15 protein-coding genes are annotated in these 12,986 nt (G+C 68.2%); 4 read left to right on the top strand and 11 right to left on the bottom strand.

All coding sequences use genetic code 11. From position 1 onward, the window contains the following. The first annotated feature begins 53 nt into the window (after positions 1-53). Entirely contained in the window at positions 54-866 is an 813-nt protein-coding gene (locus tag ABQ271_RS05490) for a ParA family protein (protein ID WP_349310489.1), read from the top strand. Positions 867-931: 65 nt separating this feature from the next. On the opposite strand, the gene ABQ271_RS05485 is transcribed toward ABQ271_RS05490, so the two are convergent. From ABQ271_RS05485 to ABQ271_RS05475, 3 genes are all read right to left on the bottom strand, one after another. Further along, a complete protein-coding gene (locus ABQ271_RS05485) occupies positions 932-1,477 on the bottom strand; it encodes a MerR family transcriptional regulator (RefSeq protein WP_349310488.1) in 546 nt (181 codons plus the stop codon). A gap of 100 nt (positions 1,478-1,577) precedes the next feature. Beyond that, a complete protein-coding gene (locus ABQ271_RS05480; protein ID WP_349310854.1) occupies positions 1,578-2,210 on the bottom strand; it encodes a MerR family transcriptional regulator in 633 nt (210 codons plus the stop codon). Between the two features lie 44 nt (positions 2,211-2,254). Next, positions 2,255-2,743 carry an FHA domain-containing protein gene (locus ABQ271_RS05475; RefSeq protein ID WP_349310853.1) on the bottom strand — a complete coding sequence of 163 codons (489 nt, stop codon included), beginning with the start codon at positions 2,741-2,743 and terminating at the stop codon, positions 2,255-2,257. Positions 2,744-2,909: 166 nt separating this feature from the next. Here ABQ271_RS05475 and ABQ271_RS05470 point away from each other — a divergent pair, with 166 nt between their 5' ends. The 3 genes from ABQ271_RS05470 (at position 2,910) to lpdA (ending at position 5,360) form a co-directional block, all read left to right on the top strand. Then, positions 2,910-3,263 carry a hypothetical protein gene (locus ABQ271_RS05470; RefSeq protein WP_349310487.1) on the top strand — a complete coding sequence of 118 codons (354 nt, stop codon included), beginning with the start codon at positions 2,910-2,912 and terminating at the stop codon, positions 3,261-3,263. A 95-nt stretch (positions 3,264-3,358) separates the two neighbouring features. After that, positions 3,359-3,931, top strand: a complete 573-nt coding sequence (locus tag ABQ271_RS05465; protein ID WP_349310486.1) for a copper resistance CopC family protein — start codon at positions 3,359-3,361, stop codon at positions 3,929-3,931. A gap of 28 nt (positions 3,932-3,959) precedes the next feature. After that, positions 3,960-5,360, top strand: coding sequence for a dihydrolipoyl dehydrogenase (gene lpdA / locus ABQ271_RS05460; protein ID WP_349310485.1), 1,401 nt, complete (start codon positions 3,960-3,962; stop codon positions 5,358-5,360). Between the two features lie 114 nt (positions 5,361-5,474). On the opposite strand, the gene ABQ271_RS05455 is transcribed toward lpdA, so the two are convergent. From ABQ271_RS05455 to ABQ271_RS05420, 8 genes are all read right to left on the bottom strand, one after another. Further along, positions 5,475-6,104 (bottom strand): CYTH domain-containing protein, encoded by a 630-nt coding sequence (locus ABQ271_RS05455; RefSeq protein WP_349310484.1) that lies wholly within the window; start codon positions 6,102-6,104, stop codon positions 5,475-5,477. Continuing rightward, complete coding sequence (locus tag ABQ271_RS05450) at positions 6,094-6,336, bottom strand: hypothetical protein (RefSeq protein WP_064002366.1); 243 nt, start codon at positions 6,334-6,336, stop codon at positions 6,094-6,096. The genes ABQ271_RS05455 and ABQ271_RS05450 overlap by 11 nt, the downstream gene beginning before the upstream one ends. A gap of 89 nt (positions 6,337-6,425) precedes the next feature. Continuing rightward, a complete protein-coding gene (locus ABQ271_RS05445) occupies positions 6,426-8,942 on the bottom strand; it encodes a glycogen/starch/alpha-glucan phosphorylase (protein ID WP_349310483.1) in 2,517 nt (838 codons plus the stop codon). Between the two features lie 59 nt (positions 8,943-9,001). After that, positions 9,002-10,018: a YihY/virulence factor BrkB family protein gene (locus ABQ271_RS05440; RefSeq protein WP_349310482.1), complete on the bottom strand. Its 1,017-nt coding sequence runs from the start codon at positions 10,016-10,018 to the stop codon at positions 9,002-9,004. 79 nt (positions 10,019-10,097) lie between these two features. Further along, positions 10,098-10,637: an A24 family peptidase gene (locus ABQ271_RS05435; RefSeq protein ID WP_349310481.1), complete on the bottom strand. Its 540-nt coding sequence runs from the start codon at positions 10,635-10,637 to the stop codon at positions 10,098-10,100. Beyond that, the gene (locus ABQ271_RS05430; RefSeq protein WP_349310480.1) at positions 10,624-10,920 is read right to left on the bottom strand and encodes a DUF1905 domain-containing protein; all 297 of its coding nucleotides are present in this window, start codon (positions 10,918-10,920) and stop codon (positions 10,624-10,626) included. Before ABQ271_RS05430 ends, ABQ271_RS05435 begins: the two co-directional genes overlap by 14 nt. 57 nt (positions 10,921-10,977) lie before the next feature. Continuing rightward, a complete protein-coding gene (locus tag ABQ271_RS05425; protein ID WP_349310479.1) occupies positions 10,978-11,964 on the bottom strand; it encodes an aldo/keto reductase in 987 nt (328 codons plus the stop codon). 10 nt (positions 11,965-11,974) lie between these two features. Then, complete coding sequence (locus ABQ271_RS05420; protein ID WP_349310478.1) at positions 11,975-12,937, bottom strand: LysR family transcriptional regulator; 963 nt, start codon at positions 12,935-12,937, stop codon at positions 11,975-11,977. Positions 12,938-12,986: the final 49 nt, after the last annotated feature.

Raw genomic sequence — 12,986 nt, 5'->3', positions numbered from 1 at the left:
CGAGGTACGGGCTGAGTACCCTCACAGCCTACGGGACGGTAACGTGGAGCCTTGTGCACGTACTCTCCGTCAGCTCCCTCAAAGGTGGCGTCGGCAAGACGACCGTGACCCTGGGCCTCGCCTCCGCGGCGTTCGCGCGCGGGGTACGGACCCTTGTCGTCGACCTGGACCCGCAGTCCGACGTGTCGACGGGGATGGACATCCAAGTCGCCGGCCGACTCAATGTCGCCGATGTCCTCGCCAACCCCAAAGAGAAGGTCGTCCGTCAGGCGATCACCTCGAGCGGATGGGCGAAGGTGCACCCGGGCACGATCGACGTGATGATCGGCAGTCCGTCCGCCATCAACTTCGACGGACCGCACCCCAGCGTCCGCGACGTCTGGAAGCTCGAAGAAGCGCTGGCGACGATCGAGGCGGACTACGATCTCGTTCTCATCGACTGCGCGCCGTCCCTGAACGCGCTGACACGCACGGCGTGGGCGGCATCCGACCGCGTCGTCGTGGTCACCGAGCCCGGCCTCTTCTCCGTCGCCGCCGCTGACCGCGCTCTCCGCGCCATCGAAGAGATTCGTCGCGGCCTCTCCCCTCGCCTGCAGCCGCTCGGCATCGTCGTCAACCGTGTCCGACCGCAGTCGATCGAACACCAGTTCCGCATCAAGGAACTCCGCGACATGTTCGGCCCGCTCGTGCTGGCTCCTCAGCTCCCCGAGCGCACGTCGCTCCAGCAGGCCCAGGGCGCGGCGAAGCCGTTGCACATCTGGCCCGGCGATTCTGCGCAGGAACTGGCCGCAGATTTCGACTCGTTGCTCGACCGCATCGTCCGGACGGGCCGTATTCCGGTCACGGGAGCCAGCACCCCCGCCTGAGCCGGGAAGCAGGCGCGGACGCGGACCTGCCGGCGCAGAACAGAGCGCCGAAATCAGGGCATTCGTCAGGCGGATCGGGCCGCTCGTCGCGCGGCCAGCTCGTCCGTGTGGTCGGACTGCTGTGCGTCGAAGTCGATCAGAGTCGTCTCCACTTCGCGGAGCACCTTGCCGACTGCGATGCCGAAGACGCCCTGACCGCGACTGACGAGATCGATGACCTCGTCGTTCGACGTGCAAAGGTACACCGAGGCGCCGTCGCTCATAAGGGTGGTGCCCGCAAGGTCACGGATGCCAGCCGCGCGAAGCTGGTCGACGGCGATCCGGATCTGTTGGAGGGAGATTCCCGTGTCGAGCAGGCGCTTCACGAGCTTCAGAACGAGGATGTCGCGGAAGCCGTAGAGACGCTGCGATCCGGAGCCGCTTGCGCCGCGCACGGTGGGCTCGACCAACTCGGTGCGCGCCCAGTAGTCGAGCTGACGGTAGGTGATGCCGGCTGCGCGTGCCGCCTGGGCACCGCGGTAACCGACTTCGTCATCCATCTCGGGGAGACCGTCGGTGAACAGGAGCTCTGTCGAGAACTTCTGCTCGCCCAGCGCGTCGTGCGCAGTCATCGAGGCCTCCTGCAGGTGATCGGTGCTTCAACGCTAGAGGAGGGACGAGCCTCGGGCAACGACATCCGCTCGGCGGGCCCCGGCGTGTCGCGGGCGACGGTCACGGCGTCAGGCGCTCGAGCGCCGCACCGACGAAGAACTGCCGGACCTCTTCGAGCCTGCGCGCCAGCTCGGGAGCAGCCTCGCTCGCCTGGGCGCGCGCGCCGGCATCGGCGCGACGCAGCAGCGGTGCGATCGCGCTCTCGATCAAGGCGACCTCGCGCTCCGCACTCTGCCGGATCGTCCGGATGTGGCGCGGCTGGATGCCGTGGGCGTTCAGCGCGACCAGGGATCGAAGCAATCCCAACGCGCGCTCGTCGAAGGAATCGGCGGGCAGGATGAGCCCTGCCGACACGGCTTCGTTCAACAGGGTGGGCGACGCACCGGCTGTGCTGATGAGCTCATCGCGACGGTAGCGCCTCGTCGTCTGCACGATCGATGCGGGAGGCGCAGGAGCGGCCTCCTCGCCATGCTCCTCGAGATACTCACGGATACGAGCCAGCGGGATGCCGAAATCACGCTGCATCGTGAGCGCGGTGCGAAGGCGCTCAACGTCAGCGGAAGAGAACTTCCGGTAGCCGGAGTCGGTGCGCACGGGCGTCACGATCCCTTGGACTTCAAGAAAGCGGAGCTTGCTCGCGGTCAGTGCAGGAAACTCGGGGCTCAGCCTCGCGAGAACCTGGCCAATACTCAATGACCCCGAGGACGCAACTCGTCCCCGGGTGGCGGCAGCCGAGCTCACGCGCTGATCGCCCGCTCTGCCGGAGCCACGAAGAAGTTGAGACGGAACTTTCCGACCCGCACCTCGGCACCGTCTGTCAGGGTGGCACGATCGACACGCTCGCCGTTGACGTAGGTCCCGTTGAGAGAGCGCTGATCGATCAACTCGTAGGTCGCCCCCGTACGCGTGATCTCCGCGTGCCGACGGGACACCGTCACGTCGTCGAAGAAGATGTCGGCCTCGGGATGACGACCCACCGTCGTCACATCGGTGTCGAGCAGGTAGCGCGCACCCGCAGTCGGTCCCGAGCGAACCACGAGCAGAGCGGCGCGGGCGGGCAGCGCATTGATCGCCTCCACCTCCGCGGCCGTCAATTCGGCGCCGAAAGGCACGAAAGAGAGGTCCGAGTCGTGGCCGAAGGTCTGCGTCGAGTCCACGAGTCGTGGGTGCGCAGACGTCTCGGCAGCACGATTGATATCGCCGCTCGGTCGCTGATTGTCGTCCACGATGTCCTCCTTCTTCCACAGTAACCGATCGGTCACGCTCCGGGTTGCCGAGCACCCGGGATCGGCGCGCGTCAGCGGTGTTTCTCCGTGTGTCGTCGGGCACGACCATCCAGAGTCCGCTTGCGTAGCCTGACGCACACCACCCGCAGGAAACAAGGAGCAGATCGTGTCCCGGCCATTCCCCCGCATCCCCGCCGCCGTCGCGCGTCAGGAAGCGACGTGCATGTGCCGCACGGGACGGGCCTGTTCTACGTTCGCGCCGGGCCACGCGCTGCATCTCGTCCCCGCTCGACTGGCAGACGCCGATCCGGCGGAGTGGATCGATGCGGTCGTGACCGAGGTGTCCGCGGAGACGGGCGAGATCGAACTGATGAGCTGGAGTGGCGCCGAACGCTTCTCACTGTGGAACGGTGCGGGAGCGGCGTCCGATGCGAGCCCGGGTGACCCCGTCGCCTACCACCGCCGCCACGGTGTCCTCGCGGTGGGGTCACGGCGATTCAACGCCTTGTCGCTGGTCTGACGCCACGAACGGAGTGACGGCCCGCATCGTAGTCATCCGTCCGGACTGACGACAGGGCCCGCTGCGAACGCGACTCTGCGCTTATCGTCTCGCGCATGTCCTCCACCTCACGACGCGCCCCCCGCCTCGCCGGCGCCCTCGTCGGAGCGGCCATCGGCGCGCTTCTGATGTTCGCGCCTGCGTCCTCGGCCGCAGCCCACGATGAGCTGCTTGCGTCCGATCCATCGCCGGACGCGCTCCTGGGGACGTCACCGGACAAGATCACCCTCACGCTGAGCGACGCGCCGTCGACCGAACCGGGTGCCACCCGTTTCGCCGTCTTCGACGAGGAGTGCGCCCCGATCGGCATCGGCGATCCGATCGTGGAAGGCAACACCGTCGCTCAGCGCATCAGCGGACCCGTCGAGGGTGCCGTCCTCGTGCAGTGGAAGGCGGTCTCGAGCGACGGACATCCCATCTCCGACGAGTACTCGTTCTCCGTCGGCGAGGTCGGCAAGGTCGAAGCCGTAGAGCAATGCGGCGAGTCCGCCGCGGAGCGAGCGGAGGGGTCGACCGAGGGATTCAACGCCGTCCCGTACGCGGTCGGCGGAGCCATCATCTTCACCGCCGTCGGCGTCGTGATCGCCGTCGCGATCGTTCGCGGTCGACAGGGCGCCACGAAGGAATGAGGCACCTGCGTCGGACTAGGCTGGACGCATGCCTCACTACGACGTCGTCATCCTCGGTGCCGGCCCCGGCGGCTATGTCGCGGCCGTCCGCTCGGCACAGCTCGGACTGTCCACCGCCATCATCGAAGAGAAGTACTGGGGCGGTGTCTGCCTCAACGTCGGCTGCATCCCCTCCAAGGCTCTCTTGAAGAACGCCGATCTGGCGCACACCTTCCTGCACAAGGCCGACCTCTTCGGCATCAGCGGCGACGTCAGCTTCGATTTCGGTGTCGCCTGGGACCGCAGCCGCAAGGTCGCCGACACCCACGTCAAAGGCATCCACTTCTTGATGAAGAAGAACAAGGTGACCGAGTACGACGGGCGCGGATCGTTCCTGGACGCGAAGACCATCGAGGTCACGAAGGCCGACGGCTCGAAGGAGACCGTCACCGCCGACAACGTCATCATCTCCACCGGGTCGACCGTGCGACTGCTGCCGGGGGTCACCCTCAGCGAGAACGTCGTCACCTACGAGGAGCAGATCCTCACCCGTGAGCTGCCGAACTCGATCGTCATCGTGGGCGCCGGCGCCATCGGCATGGAGTTCGCGTTCTTCATGAGCAACTACGGCGTCAAGGTCACGATCATCGAGTTCCTCGACCGTGCCCTGCCGAACGAGGACGCCGAGGTCTCGAAGGAGATCCAGCGCCAGTACAAGAAGTACGGCATCGACATCCTCACCTCGACCAAGGTCGAGTCCGTCGTCGACTCCGGCGACAAGGTCACCGTCTCGTACTCCGCCAACGCCGACGGGGCGAAGGGCGAGATCGAGGCCGACAAGGTCCTCATGTCGATCGGCTTCGCGCCGCGCGTCGAGGGCTTCGGCCTCGAGAAGACCGGTGTGAAGCTCACCGACCGTGGCGCGATCGACATCGACGACCACATGCGCACCAACGTCGAAGGCGTCTACGCGATCGGCGACGTCACCGCGAAGCTGCAGCTCGCCCACGTCGCCGAGGCGCAGGGCGTCGTCGCCGCGGAGACCATCGGCAAGGCCGAGACCCAGACGCTCGGCGACTACCGCAACATGCCGCGCGCGACGTTCTGCTCGCCGCAGGTCGCTTCGTTCGGACTCACCGAGCAGCAGGCTCGCGACGCCGGGTACGACGTGAAGGTCGCGAAGTTCCCGTTCTCGGCCAACGGCAAGGCCAACGGCCTGGGAGAGCCGGTCGGCTTCGTGAAGCTGATCGCGGATGCCGAGCACCTCGAACTCCTCGGCGGTCACCTCATCGGACCCGACGTGTCGGAGCTCCTGCCCGAGCTGACGCTGGCCCAGAAGTGGGACCTCACGGCGCTCGAGGCCGCACGCAACGTGCACACCCACCCGACGCTGTCGGAAGGCCTGCAGGAGGCCTTCCACGGCCTCGCCGGCCACATGATCAACCTCTGATCAGCAGGGAAGGACCTATCGGAACGGATGGGTCTTCAGTAACCTGACGATCACGACTGACGCCGCCCCGAACGAAGCCGGGGGCGGCGTCAGTGCGTTAACGCGTGAGAACCGTCAGAGCCCGAGAGCACGTTCGAGCTTCGATCCCGACGCCGAGACCTCTCCCCCGGCGGCTCGCACCAGCTCGTCTGCGGCGTCGAAGAGGGCGTCGCGGGCAGCGGCATCCGTCGGCGCCGCCGGGCCCAACTCGAGCTCCCACTCGCGCCACGACGTGTCGATGCCCCGCCGGACGTCGGTCGCGGTGACGCGATCGTCCACGAACTCGGCGAGGAGCTCGCCCGACGCGTCAAGCAGCGCATACGCCGTGCGTGCGTTCCGGATCCGCGCGAGAGGTGCGAAGGGCGGTGCGGCGATCTCCGCCAGCACAGCCTCGATCGCCGCCGGAACGACGATGTGCTCGGGGTCGCCGTCGTCGAGCGGCCAGCGGGACTCCGCCTTGCCCTCGGGTGTCACCCGCTTGATGTGCCATCCCTCGTCGGGACCGCCGCTGCGGCGGCGGAGGGCGACCCTCGCCCGGCCGAGGGCGCCGTCATCCGTGTCGAGGTAGTGCGCGTCGAGCTCACGCGGCTCGGCCTCGCCGACGACGGCGACGCCGGGAAGCCGCGCCCAATCGGGCAACGGCGTCCCGGCGTCGACGTCGTACGTGCGCTCGATCTCGAGCGAGTGTTCCGGCTCAGTCGTCAAGAGTCGAACGGTCGTCGCGCTCGTCGGCCGACGGGTCGATGTCGTCCTGTGCCGCCACGAAGTGGAAGTCGGCGGATGTGGGTCCGTCACCCTCCCCCGTGTTCTCGTCGGCGCCGGCGCGCTCGTACGTGATCTGCGTCTCGCTGTAGGGCAGGATCAGGCGATCCGTGTCCTCTTCGAGCGGGATGACCTGGCCGTCGAGCGGGCCGCCGTGAAGTCGTGCAATAGCCATGTTGTGTACCTCCGACACCGACTGTAATCGCGTGCGGCCGTGGACCCGGTTGCCTTGTCAGCACGGCGGACCAGTGATATCCAGACGGATCAGACGATCGGCGGTGTATGCCAGATGCGATCGATGTAGTCGCGCATCGATCGATCCGAGGAGAAGAACCCGCTCCGCGCGACGTTCAGGATCGCGGCGCGGGTCCAGGCATCCTGATCGGCGTACAGGACGTCGACTCGCTTTTGAGCCTTGATGTACTCCGTGTAGTCCGCCAGGGCCATGAACGGGTCGTGGTGGGTCAGGTTGGTCACGACGGGTTCGAACACCGACGCGTCTCCGTCCGAGAAGACCCCGGAAGAGATCAGATCGAGCGCACGGGAGAGGTTCTCATCCGCGCGGACGAAATCGATCGGGTGGTAGCCGCGTGCCTGGAGGTCGGCGACCTCGGGCTCAGCCATGCCGAACAGGAAGAAGTTGTCGTCACCGACGAGCTCGCGGATCTCCACGTTGGCGCCGTCGTCCGTGCCGATCGTGAGCGCGCCGTTGAGGGCGAACTTCATGTTTCCGGTGCCGGACGCCTCCTTGCCCGCGAGCGAGATCTGCTCGGACAGGTCTGCGGCCGGGACGACGCGCTCGGCGAGCGTCACGTTGTAGTTCGGTGGGAACAGGACCTTCAGGCGCCCTTCGACGCGCGGGTCGTCGTTGACGACGGACCCCACGGCGTTGATGAGGTGGATGATGCGCTTCGCCATCGCGTAGCCGGGGGCTGCCTTCGCCCCGAATACGAAGGTGCGCGGCGTGACCTGGTCGGCCGTGACGCGGCCCGAGGCGATCGCGTCGTACTCGGTGATGATGTGGAGGAGCTTCAGCGTCTGACGCTTGTACTCGTGCAGGCGCTTCACCATCACGTCGAGGAGGTGGTCGTCGGCGACAGTGAGCCCGTCGCGCTCGGCGAGGGTGCGGGCGAGGACCCGCTTGTTGGCCGCCTTCACGGCGCGGAATGCCGAGCGGAACTCCGCGTCATCCGCGTAGTCCTCGAGTTCCCGGAGCCGGTCGAGATCGGTGAGCCAGCCCGCGCCGATCGTGTCGGTGATGAGCCGCGACAGTCCCGGGTTGGCCAGTCGCACGAAGCGTCGCGGCGTGACGCCGTTGGTCACGTTCGTGAACTTGCCCGGGTAGAACTCGTCGAAGTCCGGAAGGACCTTCTCCCGCAGCAGCTGCGAGTGAAGCTCTGCGACACCGTTGACCTTGGATCCCGCGACGGTCGCGAGGAACGCCATGCGCACCGACCCGTCGGGAGAGATGATCGACATCCGCTGGACGCGATCGCCGTCGTCCCCGAATCGCGCGCGGACCTGCTCGAGGAACTCGTCGTTGATCCGGTAGATGATCTCGAGGTGCCGCGGCAGCAGCCGACCCAGCAGATCCGCCGACCAGACCTCGAGCGCTTCGGGAAGGAGGGTGTGGCACGTGTAGGCGAAACACTGCTGGGTGATCTGCCAGGCGGCATCCCATTCGAGCTTCCGCTCGTCGACCAGCACGCGCATGAGCTCGGGCACGCCGATCACGGGATGGGTGTCGTTGAGCTGGAAGATGACGCGCTCGGGCAGCTGCGTCATGTCGAAGTCGCTCGGCAGGATCAGGTTCACGAAGTCGCTGATGGATGCCGCGACGAAGAAGTACTGCTGCTGGAGGCGCAGCTCCTTGCCCTGCGGGGTCGAGTCCTCGGGGTACAGGACCTTCGAGATGTTCTCGGCGTAGGTCTGCGCGCGGACGGCCTCCTGGTAGTCGCCCGCGTTGAACACTCGGAGGTCGAATCCCTTGGTGGCCTGCGCGCTCCAGAGCCGGAGCGTGTTGACGCGACCGTTGTGGTAGCCGGGGACCATGTAGTTGTAGGGCACGGCGAGGACGTTCCAGGACGGCTCCCATCGCGTGCGGGTGACGCCCTCGTCGTCATAGGTCTCGGTGTGGCCGCCGAACGAGATCGTCTGCGCGGCCTCGGGGTGCGGGAACTCCCACGGCGAGCCGAGCGCGAGCCACGAGTCGGCCTGTTCGACCTGCTCGCCGTCGACGAATGTCTGACGGAAGATGCCGTACTCGTACCGGATGCCGTAGCCGATGCTCGGCACGCCGAGCGTCGCGAGCGAATCGATGAAGCATGCGGCCAATCGGCCGAGGCCACCGTTGCCGAGGCCGGGTTCGACCTCGAGCGCGCGCACGTCCTCGAGATCGAGACCGCAGGCGACGAGTGCCTCGGCGGCGATATCGGTGAGACCGGTAGCGAGCAGGTTGTTGTCGAGCTGTCGGCCGAGCAGATACTCCGCCGACAGGTAGGCGACGCCCTTCGACTGCATCGAGCGCTGACGTCGGACATCCTCCAGCCACCGCGCCATGAGGTAATCGCGGACCGTCGCGGCCAGCGCGAAGTAGCGATCGTTCGCTGTCGACGTCGACAGCGCCACACCGCGCCCGTTGTTGAGGTTGCGGAGGAATTGAGTCACGAATCCATCGACGGTGGGCTCGGGTGCCTGTACGGGCGCGAGGGCTATCGGGTGGCTCGGCTGAAGGCGCGGGTTCTTCACGGTTCGACGGTACACACCCTCGCCCGTTCGCATCGATCAGATGCGTCAGAGTTCACACAGCGGTGACGAAGCGGAGACGGGCGACCGACCGATCAGCCTGCGCTGCGCTCCGCCGCGAGAGCCTCGCGCGCCGCGCGCAGTTCGTCGGCGGCGGCCTTCACCTGGTCCTCCGCCGTCTGCACGCGACGCTCGACCAGCGTGGTCGCGCCGTGGACCCGGCGGACTCGGTCCTCGCTCTCGAGCGTCGCCGTCACGATGTACGAGGAGGCGATCAGGATCACCTGGCACGACAGGTTGATCCAGAGCAGCAACGCGATGAGCGAGGCGAACGACGCGAGCAGCGGGTTGGAGCCGGCGCCACCGACGAAGAGGCTCGACAGCTGCTGCAGCACGGTGAGCCCGACTCCGCCGATGAGCGCACCGGTCCACAGCGCGCGCGCCGGAGCATGGACGCCCGAGAGTGCACGGAACAGCAGCGCGACGACGGCGGTGTCGAGGGCGAACGTGACCAGGATGCCGACCACGGCGCTGACGCCGACGGTCACGGGGTTCTCGGCCGAGACGCCCACGAAGCCCGCCACCAGGCCGACTCCCGCGGTGCCGAGGACCGTCGCGGCAGCCGCGGCGACCAGCCCTGCGCCGATGACGACGGCGAGGAGGAGGTTCCGACCGAGGACGATGAATACGAGGGTGTCGTCGTGCACCTTGTCGGCGATCGTGCGGAGCGCCGCGCGAAGCGAGCCGATCGCGCCGATCGCCGCGAGCACGAGGCCGACGAGGGAGAACGCCCCGGCGAACGAGAAGGCGACCGGTTCACCCAGCTTCTCGATGTCGATGATGCCGTCCTTGCCGATGAGCCCCGGGATGACGCCGTCGACCGCGCTGATGAGGCTCTGCCACGCCTGCGGGTTGCCGGCGAGCCACAGGGCGGCCACCGAGAAGCCCAGGAGGACCCCCGCGAACACGCTGAAGAGCGTGCGATACGTGACGCTGTCGGCGAGGAGCGGGCCGCGGCGCTCGCTGTACCGGAGGTACGCGCGGACGACGCGGAACGAGAGCGCGCGAGCGATCAGGCGCGGGACGAGCGGGGTCTTCGTGTCGTCGGCCATGGCTTCACGGTAGTCACGGACCCGCCCTGCCCGAACGCCCTTGCATCGAGGGCAGGGATCTGTCAGTGCCGGAAAGGTGTCACAGCCCGACTCGCTCGACGAGAGCCCCGCCGAGGAGGATGCCGGTCCACGCGCCGAGCAGCATCCACGGCCCGAACGCCACCGCCGTCCGGCGACCGGCGCGGCGGGTGGCCAGCAGGAGCGCGCCGTACACACCGCCGAAGACGAACCCCGCGAATGCGCCGACGGCGAGCGCCGCCCACCCCGACCAGCCGAGAGCGATCCCGACGATTCCGGCGAGCTTGACGTCTCCCCCGCCCATTCCCCCGCCGGCGGCGCGGAGCAGGAGGTAGAACGCGAAGAGCGCAGCGCCGCCGATGGCCGCGCGGAGGAGGGACGGCCAGGGTGCGCCGGCCAGACACGCGACGACGAGGAGCACAGCGAAGACTGGGTATCCCGGCATCACCCAGGCGTTGGGGAGGCGGTGCGTCCGGGCGTCGATCACGGCCAGCACGATCGAGGCGACGGCGAACCATACGTAGGCGAGACTCACGGCGACGACGGCGACCGGTCCCAGGGCGCCGATGAACGGGGCGAACACGACCTCAGCCGTCGACAACGTCGAGCCGAGCGCGGACCGTGTCTCCGTCCGAGATGCCTTCGCGTTCGCGGACCGCCCGTTTCAGCGGGAGGACGTACACCCCGCGGCCCGCGTCGGGGAAGACCGACGTCCGCCACGTCGACGAGCCGATCGTGACCTGCACCGGCACCGACCCGAAGCCGCGTCCCGGGCGCGGGACGTCACGGATGTCGGCGCTCACCTCTTCAGAGAGCGGCACGAAGTACCAGTCGTCCCTCCGCGATTCCCAGCGGAAGAGGACCCCAGCGACGTCGACGATCATGCCGTCACGGTAGCGACTTCTCGCAAGCGGGGGTGGGCAGCATCCCCACCCCGGCGATCACCACTGCGGGTGGATGTCGGCCCGCAGCCTCCGGTCGTAGACGTCGACGACCGCGGCGGCGAACGTCTCGAGGGTCGCGGGGTCGATCAGACCCGCCGCCGCATTCGACTGCGCCTGGGCCGTTGTGCGCGCTCCGGGGATGACGGAGGTGACACCGGGACGGGACGCGATCCAGGCGAGGGATGCCGCCGGGAGAGACACCCCCTCGGGGAGAGCAGCGCTCAATTCTTCCGCTGCGACGAGCCCGGTCTCGTAGTCCACTCCGGAGAACGTCTCGCCCCGATCGAAGGCTTCGCCGTTGCGGTTGTAGGAGCGGTGATCGTTGCCGGCGAACGAGGTCGCAGCCGTGTATCGGCCACTCAGCAGGCCCGAGGCGAGCGGGACGCGAGCGAAGATCGCCACGCCTGCGGCGTCAGCGGCGGGGAGGACCTCGTCGAGCGGCTTGAGTCGGAAGGGGTTGACGATGATCTGCACATTCGTCACCCCGGGACGCGAGATGGCGGAGAGCGCCTGTGCGCAGGTCTCGACCGAGACGCCGTAGGCGGCGATCGCACCGTCGGCGACGAGGGCGTCGAGCGCGTCGTACGTCTCGTCGGCGTCGATCACCGCGGACGGCGGGCAGTGCAACTGCACGAGGTCGAGGGTGTCGACGCCCAGGTTGGTGCGGGAGCGGTCGGTCCACGCGCGGAAGTTGGCGGCGGTGTAGTTCTCGGGAACCTGGTCCATGCGACGGCCCATCTTGGTGGCGACCGTGACACCGTGCCCGGGGTGAGAGGAGAGGAAGCGGCCGATCAGGGTCTCACTGCGTCCGTCGCCGTAGACGTCGGCGGTGTCGAAGAGGGTGACGCCCGCCTCGACCGAGGTCGCGAGCACGTCGAGCGCATCGGCTTCGGAGACGTCTCCCCAGTCGGCCCCGAGCTGCCACGTACCGAGGCCGATCGAGGATACGGAACGGCCGGTGGCGGCGAGGGGACGCTGATGCATGGGGCTCACCCTACTTCGATCGGGAGGCCTCCGGCCCTGGCATGGTCATCTCCGCGACGGCGGATTCGAGGTGGCGAAGCACGGTCGCGACGGCGGGGACACGTGCCGCGCCTCGCGCCGACACCGCGTGCAACTCCCGCCGGTCTCCGGAGGCCAGCGGGCGCGTGGTGACACCGTCGACGAGCGGGAAGGATGCCACTGCCAATCGGGGCAGCGTGGCGACCCCCACCCGCTGGGCGACGAGCTGCTCGACGGCCGCCACGTTGTCCGTCTCGAAGCGGATGCGGGGAAGGAACCCGGCTCGCGAGCAGGAGTCGAGCAGGTGGCTGCGGCACCGCGGACACCCCGCGATCCAGTCGTCGGCGGCGAGGGCTTCGAGTTCGACGACGTCGTCCGAGGTCCGGGGGTGGCCGTCGGGCAGGACCAGCAGGAGATCCTCCGCGCCGATGCGGCGAGCGTCGAGTCCGCGGATGCTGTCACCGTGGGCATCCGTGCCCCCACCCGGATGGCTGAAGGTCAGCGCGATGTCCGCGCGATCGGCCCGGACAGCCGCGACCGCTTCCGGCGGCTCCGCCTCCACGTAGGTGAGGGACACGCCCGGGTCGGTTTCGGCGAGGCGTCGCATCAGCCGGGGCAGCACGGTCGGCGACGCGGAAGGGAACCCGACGAGTCGCACCGTCCCCGTTCTGCCCCCGCTCAGATCGGCGAGTTCGCCGGCGACCGCCCCGAGCGCGGTCGTGATGGAGGCGGCGTGGCGAGCGAGAATGCGGCCGGCTTCGGTGAGCCGCATCCGTCTGCCGACGCGTTCCACCACCGCCATGCCGAGCCGCGACTCGAGGCGGCGGAGCTGTTGACTCACGGCGGGCTGGCTGTAGCCGAGTGCGACGGCGGCGGCGGTCACGGAGCCGGTGTCGCCGACGGCCTTCACGATCCGAAGTTCGGCGACGGACAGGTCGGGGAGAGAAGTCGGCACCTGCACATATAACGCGACGTCATGCATTCGATGCAATACCTGCCGTAGT

The organism is Microbacterium sp. MM2322, assembly GCF_964186585.1.
In the GTDB taxonomy this organism is placed as follows: domain Bacteria; phylum Actinomycetota; class Actinomycetes; order Actinomycetales; family Microbacteriaceae; genus Microbacterium.
The sequence above is the reverse complement of the archived record's forward strand: the minus strand, read 5'-3'. Positions and strand labels throughout refer to the sequence as shown.

Excerpts from the sequence above, each read along its gene's own strand:
- ABQ271_RS05450 (WP_064002366.1), bottom strand. The coding sequence starts at position 6,336 with ATGGCTATTGCACGACTTCACGGCGGCCCGCTCGACGGCCAGGTCATC.
- lpdA (WP_349310485.1), top strand. The coding sequence starts at position 3,960 with ATGCCTCACTACGACGTCGTCATCCTCGGTGCCGGCCCCGGCGGCTAT.
- ABQ271_RS05440 (WP_349310482.1), bottom strand. The coding sequence starts at position 10,018 with ATGGCCGACGACACGAAGACCCCGCTCGTCCCGCGCCTGATCGCTCGC.
- ABQ271_RS05485 (WP_349310488.1), bottom strand. The coding sequence starts at position 1,477 with ATGACTGCGCACGACGCGCTGGGCGAGCAGAAGTTCTCGACAGAGCTC.
- ABQ271_RS05425 (WP_349310479.1), bottom strand. The coding sequence starts at position 11,964 with ATGCATCAGCGTCCCCTCGCCGCCACCGGCCGTTCCGTATCCTCGATC.
- ABQ271_RS05445 (WP_349310483.1), bottom strand. The coding sequence starts at position 8,942 with ATGCGAACGGGCGAGGGTGTGTACCGTCGAACCGTGAAGAACCCGCGC.
- ABQ271_RS05430 (WP_349310480.1), bottom strand. The coding sequence starts at position 10,920 with ATGATCGTCGACGTCGCTGGGGTCCTCTTCCGCTGGGAATCGCGGAGG.
- ABQ271_RS05465 (WP_349310486.1), top strand. The coding sequence starts at position 3,359 with ATGTCCTCCACCTCACGACGCGCCCCCCGCCTCGCCGGCGCCCTCGTC.